22 protein-coding genes and 1 pseudogene are annotated in these 25,219 nt (G+C 54.9%); 17 read left to right on the forward strand and 6 right to left on the reverse strand.

Annotation, left to right across the window (positions count from 1 at the left end; translation table 11 throughout):
• The first annotated feature begins 101 nt into the window (after positions 1–101).
• The 3 genes from E1757_RS24000 (at position 102) to E1757_RS24010 (ending at position 3,042) form a co-directional block, all read left to right on the forward strand.
• Positions 102–578 (forward strand): Lrp/AsnC family transcriptional regulator, encoded by a 477-nt coding sequence (locus E1757_RS24000; protein WP_133232891.1) that lies wholly within the window; start codon positions 102–104, stop codon positions 576–578.
• 95 nt (positions 579–673) lie between these two features.
• Complete coding sequence (locus E1757_RS24005) at positions 674–2,656, forward strand: rhamnogalacturonan lyase family protein (protein ID WP_133232893.1); 1,983 nt, start codon at positions 674–676, stop codon at positions 2,654–2,656.
• A gap of 191 nt (positions 2,657–2,847) precedes the next feature.
• A complete protein-coding gene (locus tag E1757_RS24010; RefSeq protein ID WP_133232895.1) occupies positions 2,848–3,042 on the forward strand; it encodes a hypothetical protein in 195 nt (64 codons plus the stop codon).
• Positions 3,043–3,055: 13 nt separating this feature from the next.
• On the opposite strand, the gene E1757_RS24015 is transcribed toward E1757_RS24010, so the two are convergent.
• Complete coding sequence (locus E1757_RS24015) at positions 3,056–3,937, reverse strand: serine/threonine protein kinase (protein WP_133232897.1); 882 nt, start codon at positions 3,935–3,937, stop codon at positions 3,056–3,058.
• 231 nt (positions 3,938–4,168) lie between these two features.
• Here E1757_RS24015 and E1757_RS24020 point away from each other — a divergent pair, with 231 nt between their 5' ends.
• The 3 genes from E1757_RS24020 to E1757_RS24030 all read left to right on the forward strand — a co-directional run bounded on the left by E1757_RS24020 (position 4,169) and on the right by E1757_RS24030 (position 9,460).
• A complete protein-coding gene (locus tag E1757_RS24020) occupies positions 4,169–6,589 on the forward strand; it encodes an ATP-dependent DNA helicase (RefSeq protein WP_133232899.1) in 2,421 nt (806 codons plus the stop codon).
• A 229-nt stretch (positions 6,590–6,818) separates the two neighbouring features.
• Positions 6,819–7,766, forward strand: a complete 948-nt coding sequence (locus E1757_RS24025) for a 3-hydroxyacyl-CoA dehydrogenase family protein (RefSeq protein WP_133232901.1) — start codon at positions 6,819–6,821, stop codon at positions 7,764–7,766.
• A gap of 278 nt (positions 7,767–8,044) precedes the next feature.
• On the forward strand, positions 8,045–9,460 hold the full coding sequence (locus E1757_RS24030) for an 8-oxoguanine deaminase (protein ID WP_246079446.1): 1,416 nt from the start codon (positions 8,045–8,047) through the stop codon (positions 9,458–9,460).
• A 66-nt stretch (positions 9,461–9,526) separates the two neighbouring features.
• Here E1757_RS24030 and E1757_RS24035 read toward each other — a convergent pair whose 3' ends face one another.
• Positions 9,527–9,691 (reverse strand): aspartyl-phosphate phosphatase Spo0E family protein, encoded by a 165-nt coding sequence (locus E1757_RS24035; protein WP_165972260.1) that lies wholly within the window; start codon positions 9,689–9,691, stop codon positions 9,527–9,529.
• A 139-nt stretch (positions 9,692–9,830) separates the two neighbouring features.
• Positions 9,831–9,974: a hypothetical protein gene (locus E1757_RS35960; RefSeq protein WP_165972261.1), complete on the reverse strand. Its 144-nt coding sequence runs from the start codon at positions 9,972–9,974 to the stop codon at positions 9,831–9,833.
• A 208-nt stretch (positions 9,975–10,182) separates the two neighbouring features.
• Here E1757_RS35960 and E1757_RS24040 point away from each other — a divergent pair, with 208 nt between their 5' ends.
• From E1757_RS24040 to E1757_RS24050, 3 genes are all read left to right on the forward strand, one after another.
• Entirely contained in the window at positions 10,183–11,304 is a 1,122-nt protein-coding gene (locus tag E1757_RS24040) for a glycoside hydrolase family 88/105 protein (protein WP_133232905.1), read from the forward strand.
• A gap of 18 nt (positions 11,305–11,322) precedes the next feature.
• On the forward strand, positions 11,323–12,345 hold the full coding sequence (locus E1757_RS24045) for an alpha/beta hydrolase family protein (RefSeq protein WP_133232907.1): 1,023 nt from the start codon (positions 11,323–11,325) through the stop codon (positions 12,343–12,345).
• A gap of 217 nt (positions 12,346–12,562) precedes the next feature.
• Positions 12,563–12,955: a hypothetical protein gene (locus tag E1757_RS24050; RefSeq protein ID WP_220446527.1), complete on the forward strand. Its 393-nt coding sequence runs from the start codon at positions 12,563–12,565 to the stop codon at positions 12,953–12,955.
• Positions 12,956–13,497: 542 nt separating this feature from the next.
• Here the strand turns inward: E1757_RS24050 and E1757_RS24055 are convergent.
• The gene (locus E1757_RS24055) at positions 13,498–13,935 is read right to left on the reverse strand and encodes a YhfM domain-containing protein (protein WP_133232909.1); all 438 of its coding nucleotides are present in this window, start codon (positions 13,933–13,935) and stop codon (positions 13,498–13,500) included.
• A 238-nt stretch (positions 13,936–14,173) separates the two neighbouring features.
• Between E1757_RS24055 and E1757_RS24060 the strand changes: the two are divergent.
• The 3 genes and pseudogenes from E1757_RS24060 to E1757_RS24070 all read left to right on the forward strand — a co-directional run bounded on the left by E1757_RS24060 (position 14,174) and on the right by E1757_RS24070 (position 16,384).
• Positions 14,174–15,216 (forward strand): annotated as a pseudogene (locus E1757_RS24060) (oxidoreductase).
• 65 nt (positions 15,217–15,281) lie between these two features.
• The gene (locus E1757_RS24065; protein ID WP_133232911.1) at positions 15,282–15,770 is read left to right on the forward strand and encodes a heme-degrading domain-containing protein; all 489 of its coding nucleotides are present in this window, start codon (positions 15,282–15,284) and stop codon (positions 15,768–15,770) included.
• A gap of 116 nt (positions 15,771–15,886) precedes the next feature.
• The gene (locus E1757_RS24070) at positions 15,887–16,384 is read left to right on the forward strand and encodes a DinB family protein (protein ID WP_133232913.1); all 498 of its coding nucleotides are present in this window, start codon (positions 15,887–15,889) and stop codon (positions 16,382–16,384) included.
• Between the two features lie 249 nt (positions 16,385–16,633).
• Here the strand turns inward: E1757_RS24070 and E1757_RS24075 are convergent, their stop codons facing one another.
• The gene (locus E1757_RS24075) at positions 16,634–18,034 is read right to left on the reverse strand and encodes an MFS transporter (protein ID WP_133232915.1); all 1,401 of its coding nucleotides are present in this window, start codon (positions 18,032–18,034) and stop codon (positions 16,634–16,636) included.
• A 268-nt stretch (positions 18,035–18,302) separates the two neighbouring features.
• Here E1757_RS24075 and E1757_RS36950 point away from each other — a divergent pair, with 268 nt between their 5' ends.
• Together E1757_RS36950 and E1757_RS24085 are read left to right on the forward strand one after the other, a co-directional pair.
• Entirely contained in the window at positions 18,303–18,530 is a 228-nt protein-coding gene (locus E1757_RS36950) for a nitroreductase family protein (protein WP_281282531.1), read from the forward strand.
• Between the two features lie 87 nt (positions 18,531–18,617).
• Positions 18,618–18,917, forward strand: a complete 300-nt coding sequence (locus E1757_RS24085) for a Dabb family protein (protein ID WP_133232917.1) — start codon at positions 18,618–18,620, stop codon at positions 18,915–18,917.
• 114 nt (positions 18,918–19,031) lie between these two features.
• Here the strand turns inward: E1757_RS24085 and E1757_RS24090 are convergent, their stop codons facing one another.
• Positions 19,032–21,341, reverse strand: a complete 2,310-nt coding sequence (locus tag E1757_RS24090) for a helix-turn-helix transcriptional regulator (RefSeq protein WP_133232919.1) — start codon at positions 21,339–21,341, stop codon at positions 19,032–19,034.
• A gap of 209 nt (positions 21,342–21,550) precedes the next feature.
• Between E1757_RS24090 and E1757_RS24095 the strand changes: the two genes are divergently transcribed.
• From E1757_RS24095 to E1757_RS24105, 3 genes are all read left to right on the forward strand, one after another.
• Positions 21,551–22,531, forward strand: coding sequence for an ABC transporter permease (locus tag E1757_RS24095; RefSeq protein ID WP_133232921.1), 981 nt, complete (start codon positions 21,551–21,553; stop codon positions 22,529–22,531).
• Between the two features lie 165 nt (positions 22,532–22,696).
• Complete coding sequence (locus tag E1757_RS24100; RefSeq protein ID WP_133232923.1) at positions 22,697–23,575, forward strand: carbohydrate ABC transporter permease; 879 nt, start codon at positions 22,697–22,699, stop codon at positions 23,573–23,575.
• Positions 23,576–23,677: 102 nt separating this feature from the next.
• Positions 23,678–25,207 carry an extracellular solute-binding protein gene (locus E1757_RS24105; RefSeq protein ID WP_133232925.1) on the forward strand — a complete coding sequence of 510 codons (1,530 nt, stop codon included), beginning with the start codon at positions 23,678–23,680 and terminating at the stop codon, positions 25,205–25,207.
• The last annotated feature ends 12 nt before the right edge of the window (positions 25,208–25,219 follow it).

Consider the following 25,219-nt stretch of genomic DNA (forward strand, 5'->3'; position numbering starts at 1 on the left):
GCTTGATCGAGCTAATAAATCCGTTTATATTTAAACATAAAGTAAGCGACGGGTTGATTTTACTTGCGATTTGCTAAAATAGACAAAAGGGGTTTTCCGTTATGAAGACGAAGCCGCAGTATGACATTCCGCTATCCAAGGTGGATGCGATTGACCGGCACATTATTACGATTTTGCGCAATAATTCGCGCGCGTCCTACACCGACATCGCCAAAGAAGTCGGTCTGTCGCGGGTCGGGGTTCAAGCCCGGATCAACACCTTGATTGAGAACGGCACGTTCGAACGGTTTACGCTCATTATCAATCCCGAAAAAATAGGCATTCACGTATCCGCCTTTTTTAATATCGATGTGGAGCCCCAGCATTTGATCCGCATTGCCGAACTGCTGTCCGAGGAACCGTGCGTGACGAGCGTGTATCAAATGACGGGGCCGAGCAAGCTGCATATGCACGCCTTGTTCGTCGACAATCGTGAAATGGAGACGTTCATGAAGGAGAAGCTGTACGTGCTGCAGGGGATTATTAGCGTCGATTGCCAAATCTTGATTCGCAAATTCAAGGATCTGGAGTGGACCTAGGCCGTGAAACGGGCGGCCTTTGCGAGTCGGCAGGCACGGAAACAAATGCTATAATTTGTAAGGGGACAGTAATTTAATGACACGGAGGGGAAAGCATGATTAACGTAATGCATGATTCGTTTCGCCATTTTCCGATAGGCCCTTTTCCATTCGATCCTAAGCATTCCGCCATCGGGGAGTACCATTATTATCCGTCGCAGGGGTACCATGGCGATTGGCATGATCCGGTCGTATGGTATGGGTGGCTTGGGCCGACATGGATCGTCACCGAACATAACGGGACGAAATATATGGAGCAGACCCGCATACAGGCGGCGATGAACGATTTTTGGCCGCTGCTTGTCAAAGGAGATGTGAGCTGGCAGGACTACACGTTCGAGGCAACGGTACGTCCGCTCTCGACTTATTCCCACACCGGCATCGTATTCCGCTACCAGCATGGACGGCGTTACTATTTCCTCGGCTTGGAAAACGGCAAAGCCGTCCTGCTCAAGCGCGATCAGGAAGAGGTATCGGAATTGGCCGCCGTCGATTACGCCTACGATTGCGACCACAGCTACAAGCTGAAGCTCATATGCTCCGGCTCCCATATAAGCGGTTACGTAAACGGCGAGCTGATGATGCTTGTGAACGACGATTCTTATACGCACGGAAAAATCGGTCTATCCTCCAGAATGCCTGCGCAGTATACGGATGTAAACGTCTCCATGGACGATGAACAGCATGCGCAATGGATGTCCGGCGCCAAAGAAGCTGCCCTCGCGCTGGAGGGTCTGCGCCAGGAATATCCCCAGCCCCGGCTGTGGAAGACGATCGATCTGAAAAACTTCGGAACCGCGCGGGAAATCCGCTTCGGCCACTTGACCGGTACGGACGAGCTGCACATCGTCCTGGCGCAGCATCAAAAGCGCGGGCATAAAGACTCGTATGCGCATATCAGCTGTTTGACGGCAATCGATTTGGACGGGCATATTTTGTGGCAAATCGGCGAGCCGAGCACGCTGGCCGACCATTCCTTGCTCTCGGCCGATCTGCCGGTTCAAATTTGCGATATCGACATGGACGGCTTCGGCGAAGTGATTGTGGCGCGCAATTTTGAATTGATGATATTGGACGGCCGAACGGGCAAGGTCAAGAAATCGATCCCGACGCCGCGCTCCGAGTCGGATGACCGGCTGTATAGCGTGCCGTTCAAAAAATTCGCCTTCGACCGTATCAACGTCGACTCGATCCGTATATGCAATTTCAGCGGAAATGCCGCGCCTACGGATATTTTGATCAAAGACCGGTATAGCCGGGTGTGGGTGTACGATCATAATTTAACTCTGCTGTGGACGTTCCACGAAGGCATTACGGGCCATTTCCCTTATACGGTCGATATTGACGGCGACGGTAAGGAGGAGATGTTTATCGGCTATCATCTGGTCGATCATGACGGAACGCTGCTGTGGACGCTGCCTGTGGAAACCGATCATACGGACGAGATTCTTATCGGCCGCTGGGACCCGGCAGTGAAAGAGCCGCAGATTGCTATCGCCTCCGGCGACGAAGGGTTCATGATTGCCGACCTGCAGGGCAAACTGCTGCATAAGCATATGATCGGCCATGCGCAGCGCGTCAGCATCGGGAACTACCGCCCCGATCTCGAGGGGCTGGAGCTGTGGGTAACGACCTTTTGGGGATATCAGGGCATCCTTTATTTGTTCAACTGCAAGGGCGAGCTGCTCCACCAGTTTGAGCCCGGCTGCAACGGGAACATGATTACGCCGGTTAACTGGACGGGCGACGGCCGCGATCTGGTGCTGTTGAACGGCAATACCAGGTTTGGCGGGCTCGTGGACGGCTGCGGGCGGCGTGTCGTCGTCTTCCCGGATGACGGACATCCGGATCTGTGCGCGGAAGTGCTGGATGTAACCGGAGACGGCAGGGACGAAATATTGCTGTGGGATCAGGAGCGCATGTTTATTTATACGCAGGACCAGCCTCCGGCTGTCGAATCTGTTGTTGTTCCCGATAAGTATCCGCTGTACAATGCCTCCAATTACCGCGGAGAATTCCATTACCCGAAAGCGCCTTGACTGCCGTCAACCGGTATGCGCAGCCGATGGCGGATGAAACCTGTCTCCTTTTGCAACGTAGTAAACCACAAAGTCCGGGCTCATTCGGGTATCCGGCTTTTGTGAAGCGCATGGTTACGGCAGCCTGAAACAAGGCGCCGGCGCGCACGCATTGCAAACGGTTCATCCACAAGGTTCAAGGAGGTACGACTATGTTACGAAAATGGTTAGGCAAGCTTCTTGGTAACAGCCATGATAAGACGCGCGGATCCCGCCACCGTCCGTACCGCAGCAGCGATGATTACGTCAAGCGGTCCGATGGCGGCGGTACATCGCACAATCGGCTTCAGCAATACGGTCATACCCACTATAAAAAGAAACGTTCCTCCAGCTCCTACAGCAGCTAGACCGGATATGGCCTTATGTTAAAACAGACAAAATCCGGTCGGCATCATCGATGATCTCCTGTACGTTCTTATAAGGCTGTTCCGTCAAAAGCAAGCGGCGGAGCAGCTTTTTGGTGTCCGGATGAAGCGTGAGCTCCTGCTCCCAGCCCGAATCGACACCGGCGCTCGCCGAATCGTCGGCGTGGAAAGTACTGTACAGCAGAAACAGCAGCAGATGGCCGACCGCGTAATAGTCGCTGGTAACGTGGATGTTTCTGCGCAATATTTTTTCCGAAGGGTCGTCCGCCTCGATATCATGAGGATCGTCCGTGGCGGCATTCCCGCCGGCGAGCTCCCGGGACAGTCCCAAATCGATCAGTTTGACGGCGTCCCCGTCCACGATGACATTGCCTATGCTAATATCGCGGTGCAGCATGCCGGCCGCGTGCATATAGTCGACAACATGCAGCAGCTTTTTAATCAAAATAAGCGAATCGCGCTCGGTAAAGACGGCATTGTCCGCAAATAAGAGCGCATCCAGGCTGGTTCCCTCCATATATTCCATGATGAAACATAGATGACCGTCATACTCGAATTTGCTGTACAGCGCCGGCAGCGCGGGATGGTTCAGACGTTCCAGCGTGCCGGTTTCTTTGGCGTAGATCAGCCGCGCTCGCTTGGCTCCGCCCCGGAGAGGGGAAATTCGTTTCAGCACACATGACTTGCCGGAACGGACATCGCGGCATAAATAGGCGACGCCGTAGCTGCCTCCGCCGAGCTTGCGCACAATCGTATACCGGCCGTTGATCACGGAGCCTTCGCGAAATCGCCGGAAATCGCCCCACAAGCGGAACGCTTCGCGGATTTTTTTGTTCAGCCTGCGCCAAAGATGCTTTCCGGCATACCGGATGGCCATGAGCTGCCAGCTCCTTTGTTTACGGATGTTAGTTGAGACGGGAACAGCGGGTCAGCGGCGGTCTAGGGAAACCGTTTTGCGATTGCGATACTTCTATTGTAAATCATCAACCGCCTGATAAGCCAACCGATCCGCTTTAAGCCGGGTCCGGGAGCTGCCGGTTTCCTTTGTCCTCGGCTCGTGATACAATCAAACATATGTTCTCTTAGCGCTGAGGGCGGGTGAATAAAAATGCCGGATACGATACCGATAGCAGTGAGGTATTTAGTTGAATATGCGTACCGGAGCGGGAGTATCGATTCCGGCTTTCAGTCGGCCGGAGCGCTGACGGAAGGAACCAGGGCGCATCAGAAAGTGCAGAAGCGTTATGGCGAGCGCGACCAAAAGGAAGTATATATGAGCGCCGAGCTTGAGGTGGACGGGCTTTTGTTCGTGCTGGACGGACGCTGCGACGGCGTGCTGTTCTCGAAGGATGGCGTCACGATCGATGAGATCAAGTCGACGGCGGCCGATATCGGACTTATTGCCGAAGAGACGTTTCCGGTTCACTGGGCACAGGCTAAATGCTATGCCTATATGTATGCGCAAGCTCATGGCATCAGTCGGATGCGCATTCAACTGACGTATGTGCAGACCGATACGGAAGCACAAAAAAAATTCGTGCAGGAAGCCTCGCTCGGAGAGCTGGCGTTCTTCGTGACCGGACTTGTCGAACAGTATGCTCCCTACGCCCTTATGCAGCAGCGGCATAAGCGGTTGAGGGACGCCAGTATCGCCGGGCTGCCGTTTCCGTTCCCTGCGTATCGGGCCGGGCAGCGGAAGCTGGCGGGAGCGGTTTACAAGACGATCAAGCAGGGGGCCGGGCTGTTCGCCAAAGCGCCCACCGGCATCGGCAAAACGATGTCCGTTACGTTCCCCGCGGTCAAAGCGATCGGAGCCGGGCTGCTGCAGCGGATGTTCTACTTGACGGCGAAGACGTTGACGAGAACGGCGGCCGAGGAGGCTTTGTCGCTCATGCGGAACAAGGGGCTCCGGCTGCATGCGGTGACGCTTACCGCGAAGGAGAAAATTTGCTTCCAGGAGGAAGTGCGCTGCACGAAAGAGGCTTGTGAGTTTGCCGACGGCTATTACGACCGGGTGAATGAGGCGCTGCTTGATATGCTGTCGCATGAAACGCTGATGACCCGCGGCGTTATCGAGCGGTATGCCCGCAAGCACCGGCTTTGTCCGTTCGAGCTGTCACTCGATGCGTCTTATGCCGCCGACGCGGTTATATGCGATTATAACTATGTCTTCGATCCGCGCGTCAATTTGAAACGGCTGCTCGCCGAGCAAAGGAAGCAAACTGTACTGCTCATCGATGAAGCGCATAATCTGGTGGATCGGGCGAGAGACATGTATTCGGCCGCTTTGCAGAAATCGCCATTTTTGGCGCTGCAGCGCGAATGCAAATCGGCATACCCCGACGTGTATAAGGCGTCCAAGGCCGTTAACGATTATTTTATATCGGTCCGCAAACGGTTCGCGGAATCCCGAAACGGCGGCGGCAGCCGGGATGCCGCAGATTCGGGGACAAGTGTGAGCGCCGGATTGAGCGACGGCTCGGGTATTAGCCCGGTCAGCCGCTCGGGGTACCGGACGGAACAAGAGCCGCCGCCGGAGCTTGCGGGGCTGCTTGAGGCTTTCCTCGTCCAGGCGGAGCGGGCATTGGCGGGCGCAGGCGCCATACCGGCGTCGCCGCTGCTGCTGGACGTCTATTTTGCCTGTCAAAGCTTTATGCGCATATGGAAGCTGTATGACGAACGCTATATCACGTACTGGGAGCTTTCGAAAAGCGAGGTGCGGGTCAAGCTGTTCTGCCTCAACCCTTCCTATTTGCTGCGGCAGGCGGGCAAGGGCTACCGGTCGCATATTTATTTCTCGGCGACGCTGTCTCCGTCCGGTTATTATATGGACATGCTGGGAGCGGGCCCGGAGGACTACACGGTTTCGGTTCCTTCGCCGTTCTCCAGCACGCAGCTGGAGGTAGACATTCAGCCATTATCGACCCGGTATCAGGACCGCGAGCGGACGATGCGGCCGCTTGCCCGGCTGCTCCAAAGGCTGACGGACGAACGGCCGGGCAATTACTTGTTTTTCTTTCCCTCTTATGCGTATATGAACGGCGTATACGAGGCGTTTCGAACGGAGGAGCGGGGCGTGAAGACGCTGCTGCAGCAGGCGGATATGGCGGAGGACGAGCGAGAGCGGTTTCTGCAGGCTTTTGAGGCTGGAAATAACGGGACATTAGCCGGATTTGCGGTGATGGGCGGTATTTTTTCCGAAGGGATCGACCTGGTTGGGGACCGGTTGACCGGAGTGGCGGTAGTTGGCGTCGGCCTGCCCCAAATCGGTCTGGAGCGCAATCTGATCAAAAGCTATTTCGACGACGCCGGCAAGAATGGCTTTGATTACGCCTATGTGTACCCGGGCATGAACAAGGTGCTGCAGGCCGGCGGACGGTTAATCCGCTCCGAGCGGGACAGCGGCTTGCTGCTGCTGGTCGATGACCGTTATTTGCAGCCCCGCTATCAGCGGCTGCTGCCGGAGGAGTGGCGGCACTACACGGCGCTGCGGGGTGAGGCGGCGGCTGTGCCGGAAGAGTATACGTAAAGGGCGGCAGCCGAGCTGCCAGGACGACCTGTCCATTAATGTGGGGTCCACCGGTTGGCCGGCTCACCGGGCCGGCGCGGAATCGTTTGCAGGTCTTGCATACCCAGAGTCGAAGCGCCGGCTGTGCCGGAAAAGCAGGCCGGATACGGGAGCCAGCCGCGCCAATATTGCCGAGCTGCCCATAAACGGTTACACTAACCATAACCATTATTGAAGGAGGCGCTTTCATATGGAGAATTTAGCCGTTCTGGGCGCAGGCTTGATGGGGCATTCCATAGCCTTGACCGCAGCATGGGCGGGTATCGATGTAGCGTTGCAGGGGGTTGATGACGCAGATATCGGCCGGGCGGAGCAAGGGATCCGCGAGAAGCTGGCCGTTTTGCAGGAGCATGGCTTGATTCGCGAGCAAGAAATAGAGCAGATTTGCGGCCGGATTCATACGACGGTCAGCATCGAGGAGGCCATTCGGGGTGCGACCTTTGTCATCGAAGCGATTCCCGAACAGCTGGAGCTGAAGATTGCTTTCTTCCGGCGGCTTGATGAGCTGTGCGCTCCGGAGGTGCTGCTGGCCAGCAATACTTCGGGCTTGAGCCCGACGGCGATCGCATCGCAGATGAAACGTCCGCAGCGGATGGTCGTGACGCATTTTTGGAACCCGGCGCATCTGATTCCTTTGGTCGAGGTGGTGCGCGGCGAGCAGACGGACGACCCGACCGTGAAGCGCGCGCTTGATTTTCTGAAGATGATGAACAAGCGGCCGATCGAGGTGAAGAAAGACATTCTCGGCTCGGTCGGCAACCGGATTCAATATGCGATATTCCGCGAAGCGCAATATATTTTGGAGCAGGGCGTTGCGAGCATGGAAGATATCGATGCGGCCGTAACCTACAGCTTGGGGCGCAGGCTGCCTGTAACGGGTCCGTTCATGACGGCGGATATGGGCGGTTTGGATGTGTTTCATTCGATTTCGTCGTATTTGTTTGCCGATCTGAGCAAGGCGGACGGGTCCTACGAGCCTATGAGCAGGCTGGCGGAGAGCGGAAACTACGGCCTGAAAACAGGCAAAGGGTTCTACGATTGGGATCAGCAAACATCTCAGGCGATGAACAAGCGGCGAGAAAAAGAACTGATTCATTTTTTAAAACAGGATTTGGCCGGGGAGTCGGAACAAGACTGATTGATCGTTCCTGTACGCTGATGCGTGGCTTCAGGAAAGCTGCCGAGCAAGCCGCGTCGCGGGAACGGAACGCACGACATGAAGGCAGTGGTAAAATCGTAATACCAAGGGGCGTACTTCTTATAGAAGATCGGCCTCTTTTTTTGTAAGGCCGCCTAAGATGCGAGACGATTTTTGGAATCCGGGACAAAACTGCATGCTCCATATTTACAGCCCGGCTCTCCCGTGATAAGTATAGTAAAAATAGCGGTGGTAAGAAGCCGAAGGAGGCGGAAGGATTGGAAGAGAAGTCTTTGCTGATCAAAAACGCGCGAAGCATCGTGACGATGGACGGGGAGAACCGCGTTATCAAGAACGGCAGCCTGTATGCGGTGGGACAGCAAATTATCGCGATTGGCGACAATCTTCCTTATGAAACCGCGGACGCGGTCATCGACGCCCGGAACAAAATCGTCTACCCCGGCCTCATCAACACGCATCATCACTTGTACCAGACGTTAACCCGCAACATTCCGCTGGCGCAGGACTGTTCGCTGTTCGACTGGCTGCTGACGCTTTACGAAATTTGGCGTCATCTGGAGCCCGAAGATATTTACCTAAGCGCTATGGTCGGGCTTGGGGAGCTGTTGAAAAGCGGCTGCACGACATCCTCGGATCATTTTTACTGCTTTCCGAGCGGCATATCGACCGAACTGATCGATGAGGAGATCCGCGCCGCCGCCGAGCTTGGTATCCGGTTTTATCCGACCCGCGGGTCGATGAGTCTGGGGCGGTCAAACGGCGGGCTTCCCCCCGATGAAGTATGCCAGAGTGAGGACGATATATTGCGCGATACCCGGAGAGTCATTGAGCAATTTCACGATCCTTCCCGCTTTTCGATGCTGCGGATCGGGGTGGCGCCGTGTTCCCCGTTTTCAGTGACCCGCCATTTGCTGAAGGAGTCGGCCGATTTGGCCCGCAGCTATGGCGTGCGTATGCATACCCATCTGGCCGAAACGATGGACGAGGAGCAGTACTGCCTGGAGAAGGTCGGAATGCGCCCGCTCGCGTACATGGAGGAAACCGGTTGGACCGGCGACGATGTCTGGTTTGCTCACGGCATCTGGTTTAACGACGCGGAAATCAAACGGCTGGGCGCGTGCGGCTGCGGTGTGGCGCACTGCCCCTCCAGCAACATGAAGCTGTCATCGGGGACGATTCCCGTAAGGAAGCTGCTCCAAGCAGGCGTCAAGGTAGGACTGGGAGTTGACGGATCGGCTTCGAATGACGCTTCAAACATGCTGTGGGATGTGCGGATGGCTTATTTGCTGCACAAACAGCTGAACGGCGATTCGCTCACGGCGAATGAGACGCTTTCCTTGGCGACGCGCGGCTCTGCGCGTGTACTTGGCTGGGAAGACGCGATCGGGTCGCTCGAAGCGGGGAAAGCCGCCGATTTGTTTATGCTCGATGCGGCGCAGCTTGGCTTCGCAGGAGCGCTGTTCGACGATGCGGCGCTGCCCGTTACGGTAGGGGCGTACCAGGCGGACATGACGATCGTAGGCGGTCGGGTCGTCGTGGAGAACGGCCGTTTGGCCGGCGCGGACGAAGAGCGGATCGCCTTCCGCGCGCAGCTGGCTGCAGACCGGATGGCGGCAACCGCCGCAAAGCGGACGAAGCTCGATTACCGGGCCTACCGTCCGGCGAATCTATAAATGAACAGGGCTGGTCCGTCGCCCGGAGGCGCACCGACCAGCCCTTCAACTGCATGCAGTGATATTTTAAGCGACGCCGCTGCGCGGTTGCCGTCGTTTCTCAAATTCTATTAGAACCTCATCCAGCTCCTGGCTGAGCGATATAACGCCGGCATCGATTAAATTGCCGGTATGTTCGACCATCGTTATTAATTTGGTCCTCAGAAGTTCGATTTTGTCTTCTATGCACACGGTAACAATCCCTCCTTGGAATACAAGTTTACTCGATTCGATCATCGCATGGAATATACAGATTTTAACTTTTGGCACATCATGGCGGTAATTGGAAATTTATGTATGGGTTTTTATGGCGATATTCGCGGTTCATCCGTCAACTCAAAAAAAGTCCGTCAGCGGCCGGTCCGCGAACGGGCTTTTCGGGCTTGCCGAACGTCGGGTGCAAGGCATTGCTGCCGATGGCGATCATCGGCGGCAGCTTGCCCGCAAGCTGCGATAACGGGTTGCAGTCGGGCATGCGCCGGCTTTTTTAAAAAAATTAGAGCGTTTCGGCAGAAAAAAGTTAAAAACGGCATATGTCCGGGCCTTGAACTGTCGATCGTTTTAAAGTAATAATAAGTGTGCAGAGACGGATGGTGTGCGGATCGCTGGAGAGCAAGGACCGCCCGCTTCGCCGAAACGACGGGATCGAGGGCCCGGAACTAGTATACGAGGAGGAACAGGGCATGAATAAGATTTGGTCGACGGCCATGGCCGATTCTTTTATGAAACGATATCCGATTGTATCCGATATGCCTTTTCAGAAAAGAAGATGCTGGAACTATGAAAACGGCTGTATAATGACCGCATTGGAGCGGGTTTATCATCAAACGGGGGATGAACGTTACTTTGACTATATCCAAATGAATATGGATTTGTTTATTCAAGAGGATGGCGGCATCGCGACTTACAACCTGAATGAGTATAACGTGGACATGATCAATCAAGGCAAAAGCTTGTTTCTGCTGTACGGTAAAACGGGCAAGGATAAATACAAAAAAGCGATCGAGCTGCTCGTCGCCCAGCTGAAGGGACATCCCCGCACGAGCGAAGGCGGCTTGTGGCATAAAAAAATATACCCGTTTCAAATGTGGCTTGACGGCGTATACATGACCTCGCCTTTTTTGGCGGCTTACGGACAGCAATTCAACGATCACGAATGGTATGACGATGTGGCCAACGAAATTTTGCTGATGGAAAAAGTGGCGCGAGATCCGAAGACCGGGCTGCTCTACCACGGTTGGGACGAATCGCGGGAAGAACGCTGGGCCGACAAGGAGACCGGCTGCTCACCGCATTTCTGGGGCCGCGCTTTGGGCTGGTATGTGATGGCGGTTGTCGATACGTTGGATTTCCTGCCGCTCGATCATCCGAAACGCGGGCAAATTATCGGTATTTTTTATCGGCTCGTGCAAGCGATTCTAAAGGTGCAGGACGAGGACTCCGGCTTATGGTACCAAGTGCTGAATCAGGGCACGCGAAAGGGCAACTATTTGGAGGCGTCCGGCTCGGCGATGTTTACTTGCGCTTTGGCGAAAGGATACCGCATGGGTTATTTAGGCAAAGACGCTTTGCTCGCCGCGAGACGGGGCCATCAAGGATTGCTGGAGCTGTGCGTTGGCCAGGAATCGGACGGAACGTATCATTTGGATAAAATTTGCAGCGTGGCCGGATTGGGCAACAAGCCTTACCGCGACGGCTCGTTTGCTTACTATATCAGCGAACCGACCCGCAAGGACGATCCGAAGGGGTTCGCGCCGTTTGTCATGGCCTGCCTGGAGATCGAAGCGACGGCTTCCGTACAATAAGCGGGGAGGGATACGAGCATGTGGAATCCGGACGAATATTTGCGGCGTCTGTATGCAGCAAAGGCCGGTCAGCTTTCCTTCCAGGCGCATAATCGCGAGGAGTGGCTCGACTGGCGGGGCGCGCTGACGGAAAAATTTTTGGATGCTTTGGGCGGACTGGAGGCGGCTGCGCCGGATTTGCAGCCGAGGAAGCTGGAACGCGTCGATTGCGGCGATTATATCCGCGAGCGGATTGAAATTACGACCGCGGAAGCACTGCGCATGCCGGTATATGTGCTTCTCCTGAAGAGGAAGCAGGGCAAGCTGCCGGTCGTCGTAGGTTGTCACGGCCACGGATACGGCAGCCGGTCGGTTGTCGGGCTGCTGCCCGACGGCAGTGAAGCGGCGTCCGATGCCGATGTCCATCGCGGCTTCGGCATAGACCTGGTGAAGCGCGGCTTTGCGGTCGTCGTACCGGAGCTGATCGGCTTCGGGGACCGGAAGCTGGAGCAGGAAGTAATCGTAAACCGCGATACGAACTCGTGCTTCCAGATCGGCGTGTTCCTGCTGATGCTCGGCAAAACGATCGCCGGCGTACGCATCCAGGAAACGATGGCCGCGATCGATTACATCGCCGGACGCGGCGAACTGGACGCTTCGCGCATCGGCATCTTCGGGCTGTCCGGCGGCGGGCTGGTAGCGGCATTCACCGCTGCTTTGGACCAGCGGATTCGCGCTGCGGTCGTCAGCTGCTATACGAATACGTTTCGCGACAGCATTTTGAGCATGCGCCACTGCATCGATAATTACATCCCGAATGTGCTGCGCTATGCGGAGATGCCGGATCTGATCGGCCTTATCGCGCCAAGGCCGCTGTTTATCGAGGCGGGCCGGGCGGATAAGCTGTTTCCGCTGCACGGCACCGAGCAGGCGCTGCGCGTGCTGCAGGCCGTTTATGCGGCGGCGGGCGTCCCGGAGGCGCTGGACGCCGACCTGTTCGAGGGCGGCCACGAGGTGCACGGGGCGCGCGCCTTTACGTGGCTGGAGAGGCAGCTGATGTAGCCGCCTCCAGGCTGGCAGCTGGCGGATGGCGCCACCCGCTGCAAATGGCAAGCCCCGGCAAGCGATGCTCGTATGGGCTCTACCGCAGTGAGGCTAGGCTGTCCGCATCGCTGGGAGTCCGTCCGACGAAATGGGGTGCAGGGAGCGTAGGGATATACCACTCTCGCCACGAATAAGAATAGTAAATCTTAGTAAACGAGTAAAGGGCGGTGCGGATATGGCAAAATTCAAAGAGCAGACTGTGCTTCTCAGAATTAGCTGGATGTTCCTTCTTTTTACAGGAGTCGGGATCCTGAGCTTTGGAATATTAGTTGCCGCGTTTCCACAGATTGCAGGTTCTTATGATTTGGGATTGCTGCGAGCGCTCGGCATTGCAACGACAGGAATGGGGTTTTTCGGTACCGTGATCACTCTCAAGTCATACAGAAGAAAAGAAAGATGGGCATGGTTTATTCTCTGGTATTACCCCATCTTCTGGACATTACATTTGGCGGGCGGTCTGCCGCCAGGGAATGATCATATCCATCAAGTTCTTTTTATTGTCATATCTCTCCTGGGCTTGATGCTTCCTTTTAGACAATTCTTCCCGCGGAAAACCGTCGAACCTTGACAGAAAGAGCGCGCGTGCTCGAATCCATTCAAGACCATTCCGGCCGTATGCCAGAGAAGGCTAGCGCGGATGCGGCTATTGGCGGGCAAATGCACGATTACCCGTTCCGAAAGTGACCCGCAAGCCCCACTCCGCGAAATATCCCAAACCGGCTACAAACTACAAACGGGAGAAGTCTGCCCAAAAACGGAATAACGCAGCATAAAGGGCAAAAATGACAAGGAGAATCCGGCATTTAACCCAATACGACAACCGAAAATTGGAAAAAACTAAACATAATGGAAGACGTAACCTTAACAACCTATCCGTCGGGCAGACTCCTAGGATTATGCGCGGGCCATATCCGGCTTCCGCTGCGGCCTCGCGACACACGTGCCCCATGCGCTCGCGCTCGCTGCGGCACCGGCTGCAAGCGCCGCCTAGAGCCGGCTTTCACGCTCAACTCTACGCGCGGTTTATATGGCCTCCGATAACGATCGCGAACCGTCAAACGGTTCACGGTTGCTGCCGGAGGCCTCTTCATGCTTGCCGCCCGCGGCCGCTCAGTTGCCCATGGCCGCTTCCTGAAACAGCTTCAGCAGATCGCTGCGGGCCGAATCGGGCAGCCGGAAATGGCCGTCCCGCCCGGACTGCTGCAATAGGCCGGTGTATTCGGCCTTCTCGATCCAGAACGAGAATGACAGCTCCGTACCGGTGTCCAGCTTCACGACAGCAACATAATCCGGAGCGGTGATATCCAGCTTCCCCCGATCATAGGCCGCGGCGTGGAGAGCTTGCACGAAGCGGCTGCGTGCTTCCGTATCCGTAACTTCGGCTGGCTGGCCGCCGGCTTTTTTTACGGTTATGGATGTAACGTGCTCCGCTTCCAAACGGATGGACTGTCCGCCATGACTGCTGCCGGACTCCGGCTTTCCGCAGCCGGCCAGCACGAACAGCATAAGTGCCGTTAGGCTAAATGCAACGATAAGCAGCTGTTTCACAGGTTCACGACCTTTCGTATCCTCTTCTCATAGACTTGCCGGACAAGGAAAAAGTTGCAGGCGATAAACCGCGTGCGACATCCCCTTCCAAAATGCCGGATGGTCCAAGGCGCGGGGAACGGCGAGCTTGTACTGTTTTTTCCATGGAGGCCATAGGATAAATAAAAACGAAGTGATATACTAAACATGTTCAAGCCCACATGTCAAAATTAACCATTTCCACGCAAAGGGGGGGACGATGATTGCGATCCATGTCGGCTTAGTCGGTTATGGCTTGTCAGGCTCGGTTTTTCACGCTCCGCTTATCGAAAAAGTAGAGAGTCTCCGCTTGCACGCGGTCGTATCCTCCGACGAGGCCAAAGTGCTCCGGGATTATCCCGGCGTACACGTATTTTCCGATTTCGATACTCTTTTGCAGGACAAGACCGTTCAGCTCGTTGTCATTGCCAGTCCGAATACGACTCATTTTTCTTATGCCCGTAGGGCGATTCAGGCCGGCAAGCATGTCGTCGTCGAAATCCGTTCACCGTATCGTCCGCTGAGGCGGATGAGCTGATCGCGCTGGCCCGGAACCATAAAGTCGCGTTGTCGGTTTACCATAACCGCAGATGGGACGGCGACTTTCTAACGGTCCGAAGCCTGCTCGATGCGAATCTGCTAGGTCACTTATCGACCTTTGAATCGCATTTCGACCGGTTTCGGCCCGAGGTGCAGCAGCGTTGGCGCGAGCAGGATTTGCCGGGCTCGGGCATTTTGTATGATTTGGGCTCGCATCTGATCGATCAGGCTTTGTGCCTGTTCGGCAAGCCGCAGACCGTGACGGCCGATTTGCGCGCAGAGCGGCAGGATGCGGCAGCTACCGATTATTTTCACCTGATGCTCGGTTACGATCGGCTGAGGGTGATTCTTCATTCCGGCTCGCTGGTGAAACATGCAGGCGCGCGGTTTGCGCTGCACGGGGACAAAGGGAGCTTCACGAAGTACGGACTGGACCCGCAGGAAAACCGGTTGAAGCAGGGGGAGCGGCCGGGTGCGCCCGATTGGGGCATGGACGATCCCGAACGATACGGACAGCTGACGACAACGATCGGCGGGCTGTCGCTGCAGGCCGTCGTTGAAACGATGCCGGGGCGTTACTCAGACTATTATGAGGAGTTGGCCGCGTCGATCCGGTCGGGTCATAAGCCTCCGGTTTCGGCGGAGGAAGCGCGTGCCGTCATTCGGGTGATCGAATGCGCGGTGCTGAGCGGCCGGGAGCGGCGGACGGTTGATTTTACATAGGAGTAAATTTCGTCTATTTCAAGCCAGGCGGGCTTGCATATGAAAATGGGGAAGAGGTGCCGGAGATGGAAACCGAATCGTATCAGGAACAATTGGCCGAGCTGCAAAGGCAGGAGGAGGAAATTCAATTCACCCGCTTTTCGAATGCGGAGGCGCTGGAAATCGGTATGCGGCTCGTGGAGGAAGTGAAGCGGACAGGCAAAGCGATTACAGTGGACATTACCCGGAATGGTCAATGCTTGTTTCACCATGCGATGGACGGGACATCATCCAACAATGCCGATTGGATCCGGCGTAAGAACAATGTGGTCCGGCGTTTCGGCATCAGCTCCTACCGGTTCGGTACCGGGTTGCGCAGCCAAGGGAAAAGGCTCGAGGATAATCCCGCCATACCGATCATCGATTACGCACCGAACGGCGGCGCGTTTCCGCTCATCATCCGAGGGGTCGGCGTAATCGGCAGTGTGACGGTGTCCGGCCTTCCGGAGAAGGACGACCACGAATTGGTAGTTCGGGTATTGCGGGCATATTTGGAGCAACACCCGCACAATTAATTGCGCTGTCCGTATAAGTCGGGATGAATGCTGACAAACTGTTGTCAAGGTAACTGATGTATTATGGAGAAGCAGGTACGGAAACGAAATACCGAAACCATGGGAGGGTTTAACCTATGTATCCATCCATCCAAAGCTTTATTCAAGATTACCGGAATGAGTCGGCATCGACGCAAAAGCTGCTCGATACGCTGACCGACGAATCGCTCAAGCTGGAGACAGCCTCGGGTTATCGGACGCTCGGGCATTTGGCCTGGCATCTTATTCCGAGCGGCGGCCTGCTTCAGCCTACCGGCCTGAAGTTCGATGCCCCTCCGGAGGATGCCGAACCGCCGGCATCGGCATCCACGATCGCTCAAACGTATACAAAGACGGTCGAATCGCTGCTTGAGGCGGTCCAGACGCAATGGACCGACGCCAAGCTGCAGGAAACCGTGAACATGTTTGGTCAGGTCTGGACAAATGGCTTGACACTGCAAGTTTTTGTCCGGCATGAAATTCACCACCGCGGCCAACTGACCGTTCTGATGCGCCAGGCGGGGCTTCCTATCGCAGGCGTTTACGGCCCTTCAAAGGAAGAATGGATTGCGATGGGCATGGACGCCAAAGCGTAGCCGTGCAGACCCTGGAAAGAATAGCTCCGCGGAACGGATCGTATCGCGTCCGTATGCGGTCGGAACCAAATAAAGCATCCTGATCTGATCTTCATTAGCGTCTGCTTGCCGCCGCTTGGCAAGCAGACGCTGAAGAGGAATGCAGGATGCTTTTTTGCATGTGCCGATTAGGCAGGAAGCCGGCTGACCTCCGAAGGCGCTCGATCCGCTTCTGTAGGGCAGCGGCGCATCCTGCCATAACGCCGTCGGTCATGCAGGGTTTTTCTCCGGCGCGGGATGCCCGGCTTGATCGATACCGTCCCGGTTGCGTCTGCGGATGAATTGGAAGTAGAACAGCGCCGTATTGACAAGGATAAGCAGGCTGAGCGCGAGAAAAATGTTGCTGAACACGGCTGCTGACGGGTTGAGCAGCAGCGGATTGAGCGGCGGTGCGGATGCTCCGGAATCGAGCATTTTGCCGATCAGCGAGGTGGCGATGGCTCCGGCGATAAAGTTAACCATCATGAACAGGCCCATACCGACGCCGGTTTGCTCCCGCGGCAATGTCCGGGATACGGTATTGGACAGGCCGATGCCGAGAAAGGTCGCGCCAATATTACCGAAGATGAGAAAGACCCACAGGATCGACGGCTGGATCCCGGCCGTGATCGACAGCAGCGCAAAGGAAACGAACTGGAAGGCGACGGCGATCAGGACGAGGAATACATTGCCTTTCCGGTCCGCCAGCCTGCCGCCCGCGCGGCTGAGCAGCGATGCGGCGATAGCGCCGGGGAACATGACAAACCCGACTACCGCAGGGGACAAATGGTTCATTTGCGTCAGCATCTGCGGCAGCAGGAACGGAATGCCGAAGCCGAGGCCGCTTCCGATGAACGATACCAGAATGCCAATGGAATAATTTCTGTTCTTGAAAATGGCGGGCTGAATAAACGGCTGCTCCGTACGGTGAATATAAAGGATAAACAGCGCTAGCAGCACGGCGCCTGCGGCAAATAGCGGCCATGAGCTATTGGTAATGCCGAGCAGGAAGACCGCGATCGTCACGGCCAACAAGGAGCCGCCGGGCAGATCCGTTTTGCCGGCCGTACCTTTGTGGTCGTCCAAATATTTGCGGTAATAAGGCAACGTAAGCAGGGCCAGTACGGATAACAGAAATAAATAACGCCAGCTGGCCATGCTCGTTACGAAGCCCGCGATGATCGGACCGATGGCCGTGCCGAGCGCCAGGCCGGACGAGGTGATGCCCAAGGCGCGTCCGCGGCTCTCCGGCGGGAAATAACGCACGGGAATAATCATCGCCGTAGCCGGGATGACGGACGCTCCGATGGATTGCAGAATGCGCCCGGCGATAATCATCCAATAGTGCGATGCGGCGAAGCCAAGCAGAGAGCCTACCGCAAAGAAAGAAAGTCCGATCGTCAACAAATCCTTCAAGCGGTATTTGTCGGCCAGCTTGCCATATGTAATGGAGCCGATGGCGTACACAATAATATAAGCCGTAACCACCCAGCTGACTTGCGAGGCGGAAAGCTGGAACTGCGCTCCAATGGCGGGCAGGGCAACGTTGAACATGGTCGCGTTCATGACGGATAGGATGAGAGTGAAGGCCAATACCCGAATCAATTTTTCGGCGGCAGGGGAAGTATGCATACAGTCTCCTTCTTGAAATTTGATTATAGTGAAGAATGATGAACCGCAACGTTGAAGCGGCTCCGTCGGAAATACATTCATAATGGACTGCTGCGGATGGACATCGGGATGGAACGATTTGGTACGGGAGCTATTATACTACTTATTTTCCGTCAACTCCAGCAGCGGGCTGCACAAAAGACCGGTTGTCAGGAAGCGAACTGAAACGATTTTGTTGACAATGATAATCATTTTCAATTAAATAAGAATAACGAACCGACATAAGGATGTGAGCTTCCATGCGCCTACCGTATTCAGCCTGCTCGCCTGGGAGCATGGAATCGGTATGGTATGGGAGAGCTACCCGCTTATGCACGAACCAGCTTTCCGCGAAGCATTGGGCATCGGTCCGGGGGAAAAGGTGGTTGGCAGCCTGCATGTCGGGTATCCGGCGGCAATTCCTGCGGCACAGCCGAGAACCGCTGCCGACCGTCTGCTGACGGTGATCGGCGGCTAATGCAGCGACTTGAGCCGGTGTGCTACAATAGACGATAGCTGAAAACGCTGTCAACCCCAAATACCCAAATAATGAAGAAGGCGGGAAATGACTATGGTTGAGCATCTCGTATTATTTAAGCTGCATGAAGGAACAAGCGAGGCGGATAAACAAAAAGTCGTCGATACGCTGCAGGGCTTGAAGGAAATTCCCGGCATCGCCGAATTTTCGGTTGGCTTGAACCATTCCCGGGAGGGCAAAAGCAAAGGATTCGAGGTAGGGATGCGGATCGGCTTCAAAGATCAGGCTTCGCTGGACGCCTATTTGCCGAGCGAACGTCATAAATCGCTGATCGGCCAAGTGAACAAGCATTTCGCCGATGTCATCGTTCTGGATTATACGTGGTAAGGGAGCCGGGCAAGGAAACGCTGCGCAGAAGGCAGGCTAATCTTGAGCAGGGCATTCCCGTCGAGCCGTCCATTTGGAAGCAGGTTCTGGCTTTGTAAACGCGAGGGCGCAGACTTAAAAAACCGTAGTCTGCGCCCCGTTCTGCTTCTCTCTGTACTGCCCCGGCGTGATTCCCTCGTTTTTCTTGAATATCCGGTTGAAATACGGCGGCTGATAGCCGACCTGAACGGCGATATCGTTGATCTTCTCATCCGTTTCCACCAGCAGCCGCTTCGCGGTGTCCAATCGGTAGTTCGTCAAATAGTCGATAAACGTGCTGCCGGTCACCTGCTTGAAGCCGAGGCTCAGTTTTTTCGGGTACGTGCCGTGCAGATCGGCGCAGTACTCTAATGAAATATCTTTCATATACATTTCATGAATCGTGATCAGTACCTTTTCCACGAGCTGCTTGAGCTGCACATCCTGTGTGACGTGAAGCTCGCGGATGTAAGGGAGGATGAGCTGCCGTTTGATGCTCTGCAGCACGGCGTCAGGATCCTGCAGCTGAATCAGCTGCTCCCACTGCATCTCGCCGTCATCGAGCTGCTGCGGATTGAATCCCGCCAACATGATCGCATTCCGCAGATTGCCGTACAGCTGCAGCAAACCTTGGCGTACCTGAAGTTCTTTCACCGACTGGCGCTGAAGAACGGCCAGGAAGTCGTCCATCGCCCGGTACAGCTCGGCTTCCATTCCCATCCGCAGCGCATGAATGATCTCCTTTTCCGTTTCCATAGGATACGTGATATGGTGCTGGCCTTCGGGCATCATTTCGTCCAAATACAAGATTTGCCGCTGCTCGTTCAGCCTTTTATGGCTGAGCGCCTTTCGCGTGTCATCGAACAGGTCCGGTATGCTGCGCAACGATACGGTGCTCTTGCCGACGCAAACGGCGGTATGCACCTTCAACAGGCTGTACAGCGTGGCGGCCAGCTCTTCGGCCAAATTGTACAGCGCCGCTTTGACATCTTCCATGGCGTGGTCGTGCCGGAAACGGACAAGCAGACCGACGGTCATATCCTGATAATTGATGACGCTTGCTTCCAATGCTTTACCGCTCGTTATTTCCTCCACCATGTTGGCGGCGGCAAAGGTAACAAGCTGCTCGTCGCCGGGTGAAAATTTCCCTTCCGAATGATACAGACCGTGCAGCTGCACAACCATTACGGCATGCAGCTTATCCTGTACATCCCAGCCGTACTGCTCCATCCGATCGGCGATTTCCCCATCGTTGAGAAAATACAGATGCCCCTGAACAAGCTGAAGCAGGAAATTTTCGCGCAGCGAAGGCAGCTGCGTATCGAGCCGCTCCTGCAAAATTTGGCTTTCGCGCGACAAATGCTTCCATTCGCTTGCAATATAATCGATTTCATCCGTTCCCTCGGCGCTGCGTTTTCCCGATCGCAGCAACAGGACAAGCCTGCGGATCGGTCGGTACAGCTGTCGCGATGCCAGCCACGACAAGCCTAATGCCAGCAGCAGCCCGGCGCATCCGGCATAAAATACGACCCTTGACAGCAGCCTGACCGGCTCGGTCAGCTGCTCCAGCGGGGTAGCCGTGGCAACCGTCCAAATATGCCCGATCCGCTTCATTTTGCCGAACGAGACGGAGAAGGTTTGCCCTTTCCAGCTTTCGATGACCGAATCGCGGTCCTGTCCTTGTCCCTTGACGACCTCCGTTACAAATAAATCCAATTCGCTCGGTGCAGCCGACCCGTCACGACCAAGCGAAATATATTTGCCGTCCTGCTGCATCAGCAGCTTCGATCCGCCGCCGCCCGGCTCCAGCTCTCCGATCAAGCGGTTCAACTGCTTGGCGTTGATCTCTACGATCAGCGCTGCTTCGGTCGGCCCTACGCCCCCGGATAAACGAACGACAAGCATGTAAGGAGCGGAATTGGCGTTTTTGGAAATCGTATCGGTCCAAAAAATATCGCGCTGGTACGAGATGAGCGAACGGTAAGCCTCAAGCGCGTCGCGCGAATCGAATCTCAAAATGCCCTTGTTTTCCTTGATCAGCACTTCTTGTTTATCGAGATAAAGGCTTACGTCCTCAATGAGCTGGTCGGACGACTTGATCCATGTCAGCGATTTGAAAATTACTTGCTGAATATTGTAAAAATCTTTTTCCACATCCAGATTGCCGTATGTGTTGCTCAGGTTAAGATTGAACGACCATTGGGCGAGAACCGTTTCCAGATGGGCCAGATTGCTGTCGATCCTTTCCGTCGCGTAAGCGACCTGCTGTTGATGGGTTCTTTTGGCTTCGGCCTCAATATTGGCCGTTCCGAGGATGTAGACGAACAGCCCGATAATGGCCGCAGGCAGGCAAGCACTGATAGCCGCTATGAGAAATGTATGCCGGTAGTGCTTATTTTTCCACATGTCGTCATCCCCCCGTACGCTTAATCTTAATACAAACTTCCGCCATAAAGCCATAGGTTTCGGGCTCTGGAATGAATGTGCAATCGCCGGAAATAAGCGGGAATAGGAGTTCAATCGGCGGAAATGCCGCAGAATAAGAGTTCAATTGCAGGAAACGGAGGCGGCTCCTATAGTGAGATCAAAGAACAACAAGGAGAGTGGTGATAGCCATGAGCGAACAAAAGCAGCTGTCGATTGAAGCGGGGAAATGGAGCACGGCATCCCGGAAACATCGTTCGCTGCATATCCGAACCGTATGGCGCGGGGTCGTGAGAGACAAATATTTGTACTTGCTTGCACTGCCGATGCTCGTTTATTTTCTCGTCTTTAAATATGTACCGATGTGGGGGGTATTGATCGCGTTCAAAAATTATACGCCCTACGTCGGTTTTTGGGACAGCCCTTGGGTAGGTCTGGCGCATTTCGAACGTTTTTTCGCAAATGAAGATTTTGTAATTTTGCTGCGCAATACGCTCGCGATCAATGTGTTGAATCTGGCGCTCTTTTTCCCGCTGCCGATTTTACTGTCCGTGATGCTGAACGAGGTCCGCATAGAATGGGTGAAACGGACGATGCAGTCGGTTATTTATTTGCCGCACTTTTTGTCCTGGGTGGTCATTGCCGGCATTACGTTTCTGATGCTGTCCACGTCCGAAGGCGTGATCAACAAAATGCTGTTCGCACTCGGCTTTGACAAATACCCGTTTCTGACGACGCCGGACCTGTTCTGGCTGCTGCTGACGTTTCAGTCCATATGGAAGGAAGCCGGTTGGGGGACGGTTATTTTCCTGGCCGCCATTGCTTCTGTAGACACACAGCTGTACGAGGCCGCCAAAATGGACGGAGCCGGGCGTCTTCGCCAAATATGGCATATCACCCTTCCGGCTATCCGCAATGTGATCGTCATTTTGCTTATTTTGCGGGTCGGCCATATGATGGATGTCGGCTTCGAGCAGGTATACCTGATGATGAATGGAGCCGTGTCCGATGTAGCCGATGTGTTCGATACGTATGTGTACCGCAGCGGGATTCAGCAGGCGCAGTTCAGCTACAGTACCGCAGTCGGGCTGTTCAAGTCGATCGTAGGCGTTGTACTTGTCGTGGTGACCAACCGGCTGGCCAAAAAGTTCGGCGAGGAAGGCGTGTATTAAGCCAAACCCCCGAAAGTGACGCAAAGCTCTGAAGCGGATTCCGAATACTTTTGGGGGAGCCCCCGAAAGTGACGCGAAGCACTGAAGTGGACACCGAATACTTTTGGAGGAATCCCCGAATAGACGTCGCGGTTCCATACATTCGAAGAAGGGAGGAACAAATCCATGAACCAAAATGTCGCCGACAAGCTGTTTCAAACGGCGGTGATGACGATTTTGACTATCGTTGCGCTGCTGATGCTGTTTCCGTTCTATTATGTGTTCGTCGTTTCGTTTACATCGCCGGTCGAATATTTGCGGAAAGGGCTGGTGCTGCTGCCGAGCGAATGGACATTGACCTCGTACAAATATTTGCTCGCCAACAACGTGTTCGTAAAAGCCGCCGGGGTCAGCACGTTTCTCGCCGTCGTCGGGACGGTGCTCAGCCTGATCGTAACCTCTGCGGGCGCATACACTTTGTCGCGCAAAAGGCTGCACGGGCGCCGCATGCTGCTCATTCTTATTTTGCTGACGACACTGTTTAATCCCGGCATAGTTCCGCCTTACCTGGTTGTCCGGGAGCTCGGCTTGATGAACAGCATTTGGTCGCTCATTATTCCCGTATTAACGAGCGGCTGGTACGTCATTCTGATGAGAGGCTTTTTCGAGAGCATTCCCGACGAGCTGGAGGAAGCGGGAAAAATCGACGGGGCGTCGGATATCGGAGTGTTTACGCGGATTATACTGCCGTTGTCGCTTCCATCGTTGGCGGCCTTCGGGCTATTTTATGCAGTGGCTTATTGGAACACGTTCTTTTCGGCCATTTTGTATATCAATAAAGCGGATCTGAGGCCGCTGCAGGTCGTACTGCAAATGCTGCTGATCGACTCGTCAAGCTCGTCCTCGGGAGAAATCGCCAACCAGATGAGCAGTGAGATCGCGATTCCGACCGATACGCTGAAAATGGCGGCGGTCGTCATCTCCACAGTACCGATTTTGCTCGTTTATCCGTTTTTGCAGAAGCATTTTGCCAAGGGGGTTATGGTAGGCTCGATCAAGGGGTGATGGGATGGCGGCTCTTGCCCGATGGCAGGGGGAGAGACCGGCGCATGAATTTGAAATGACGGAGCGGCTGCGCTACATTACAATTAACAGGGAGGTTTAAGTATGAATAGAAAGAGAAAGATCGCTTTAGCTTGTGCGGCATCGCTTGCGGTACCCGCGCTGCTGACGGCTTGCGCCGGCGGCGGGTCCAAAAATCCGGGGGAGCAAGGAGATACTGCGTCCAACAAGCCGACGGAAATTTCAATCTTTGCCAACCAGCAGGGCGCGCAGGCGGTGGATTCGAGCAATGAGCTGCTGCAGGCCATTGAACAGAAAACGAATACGAAGCTGAACATTACATGGGTACCCTTCAACTCGATCAACGAGAAAACGAAGGTGGCGCTCGCTTCCGGCGACTTGTCCGACCTGACCTTCGTCGGCAATGTGTACGATTCGCAGGTGGTGCAGATGGCCGCATCCGGGGCGTTCTGGGATATCACTCCTTATATAAAAGATTATAAGAACTTGAGTGCCTGGCCTAAAGAAATATGGGATAACGCCAAAATTCAGGGAAAAAACTACGGCATCCCGCGCCCGCGTCCGTTGGAAGGCGGCTGGGGCGTCCATGTCCGCAAGGATTGGCTGGATAAGCTCGGGCTTAAGGTTCCGGAGACGATGGATGACATTTATGCGGTGGCCAAAGCGTTCGCGGAAAAAGACCCGGACGGCAACGGGAAAGCGGACACGTTCGGGCTGACCGGACATGTCGATTCCGACGGGATGGGCGCTTTCGGCTGGGTCGAGAACGTCTTTACCGGATCCTTGGGCAAATGGAAATTAAAGGACGGACAGCTTGTGCCGGTGCTGTTTGATCCCGGTCAAAGGCAAGCATTGGAATGGCTCAAAAAAGCATATGACGAAAAGGTGCTCGCTCCCGACTTTGCCGTGATGAAATCGACGCAGGCCCGGGAAATGTATATGGCCAACAAGGCCGGCGTGTTCGGCTCGGCGCTGAATCCGCAGTGGCTGTACACCGACGCGCTGCGCAAAATCGATCCGAAGGCGGATTCGTATCCGCTGACCTACATCATCGGGCCGGAAGGCAAGTTCGCCGCCAAAGATTCGGGCGTATTCGGCATGTACGTCATTCCGAAAACGGTTCCGGAAGCGAAGCTGAAAAAAATTCTCGCCTTCGTCGATCAAGGAAACGGCGAAGAAATATCGACTATTTCACAATTCGGCTTGGCCGACAAGCATTACACGGTGAAGGACGGCTTCAAAATTGCGACCGAACAGGCCAAGACGGATAACATTCCCGACATTACGAACAATCTGCTGCAAATTTTCCAAATGTACGATAAGTATCAACGGGCTTATTACAACGGTATTCCGAAAGAGTACTACGAGCGCAACAAGAAGCTGGTCGACGACCGGAGCGCCTTCAGCAAGCCCGACCTTGGCTACGGACTCATTTCCCAGACGGCCTTGACGGTCGGCCCCGATTTGTACAAAAAGGTGCAGGATATGAAAATCAAAGTGATTATAGGTAAAGAAACGTTGGCCGCATGGGACGACTATATCGCCAAGCTGAAAACCGATCCGCAGTTTCAAAAAATTATCCAGGAAACGAACGAGGCGTATAAAGCCAAATAACGATGAAGGTAG

This window comes from Paenibacillus piri (genome assembly GCF_004354045.1).
In the GTDB taxonomy this organism is placed as follows: Bacteria; Bacillota; Bacilli; order Paenibacillales; family NBRC-103111; genus Paenibacillus_S; species Paenibacillus_S piri.

Excerpts from the sequence above, each read along its gene's own strand:
- E1757_RS24000 (WP_133232891.1), top strand. The coding sequence starts at position 102 with ATGAAGACGAAGCCGCAGTATGACATTCCGCTATCCAAGGTGGATGCG.
- E1757_RS24040 (WP_133232905.1), top strand. The coding sequence starts at position 10,183 with ATGAATAAGATTTGGTCGACGGCCATGGCCGATTCTTTTATGAAACGA.
- E1757_RS35960 (WP_165972261.1), bottom strand. The coding sequence starts at position 9,974 with ATGCCCGACTGCAACCCGTTATCGCAGCTTGCGGGCAAGCTGCCGCCG.
- E1757_RS24075 (WP_133232915.1), bottom strand. The coding sequence starts at position 18,034 with ATGCATACTTCCCCTGCCGCCGAAAAATTGATTCGGGTATTGGCCTTC.
- E1757_RS24070 (WP_133232913.1), top strand. The coding sequence starts at position 15,887 with ATGTATCCATCCATCCAAAGCTTTATTCAAGATTACCGGAATGAGTCG.
- E1757_RS24010 (WP_133232895.1), top strand. The coding sequence starts at position 2,848 with ATGTTACGAAAATGGTTAGGCAAGCTTCTTGGTAACAGCCATGATAAG.
- E1757_RS24045 (WP_133232907.1), top strand. The coding sequence starts at position 11,323 with ATGTGGAATCCGGACGAATATTTGCGGCGTCTGTATGCAGCAAAGGCC.
- E1757_RS24105 (WP_133232925.1), top strand. The coding sequence starts at position 23,678 with ATGAATAGAAAGAGAAAGATCGCTTTAGCTTGTGCGGCATCGCTTGCG.
- E1757_RS24100 (WP_133232923.1), top strand. The coding sequence starts at position 22,697 with ATGAACCAAAATGTCGCCGACAAGCTGTTTCAAACGGCGGTGATGACG.
- E1757_RS24050 (WP_220446527.1), top strand. The coding sequence starts at position 12,563 with ATGGCAAAATTCAAAGAGCAGACTGTGCTTCTCAGAATTAGCTGGATG.
- E1757_RS24090 (WP_133232919.1), bottom strand. The coding sequence starts at position 21,341 with ATGTGGAAAAATAAGCACTACCGGCATACATTTCTCATAGCGGCTATC.
- E1757_RS24025 (WP_133232901.1), top strand. The coding sequence starts at position 6,819 with ATGGAGAATTTAGCCGTTCTGGGCGCAGGCTTGATGGGGCATTCCATA.
- E1757_RS24065 (WP_133232911.1), top strand. The coding sequence starts at position 15,282 with ATGGAAACCGAATCGTATCAGGAACAATTGGCCGAGCTGCAAAGGCAG.
- E1757_RS24085 (WP_133232917.1), top strand. The coding sequence starts at position 18,618 with ATGACTATGGTTGAGCATCTCGTATTATTTAAGCTGCATGAAGGAACA.
- E1757_RS24095 (WP_133232921.1), top strand. The coding sequence starts at position 21,551 with ATGAGCGAACAAAAGCAGCTGTCGATTGAAGCGGGGAAATGGAGCACG.
- E1757_RS24020 (WP_133232899.1), top strand. The coding sequence starts at position 4,169 with ATGCCGGATACGATACCGATAGCAGTGAGGTATTTAGTTGAATATGCG.
- E1757_RS24005 (WP_133232893.1), top strand. The coding sequence starts at position 674 with ATGATTAACGTAATGCATGATTCGTTTCGCCATTTTCCGATAGGCCCT.
- E1757_RS24015 (WP_133232897.1), bottom strand. The coding sequence starts at position 3,937 with ATGGCCATCCGGTATGCCGGAAAGCATCTTTGGCGCAGGCTGAACAAA.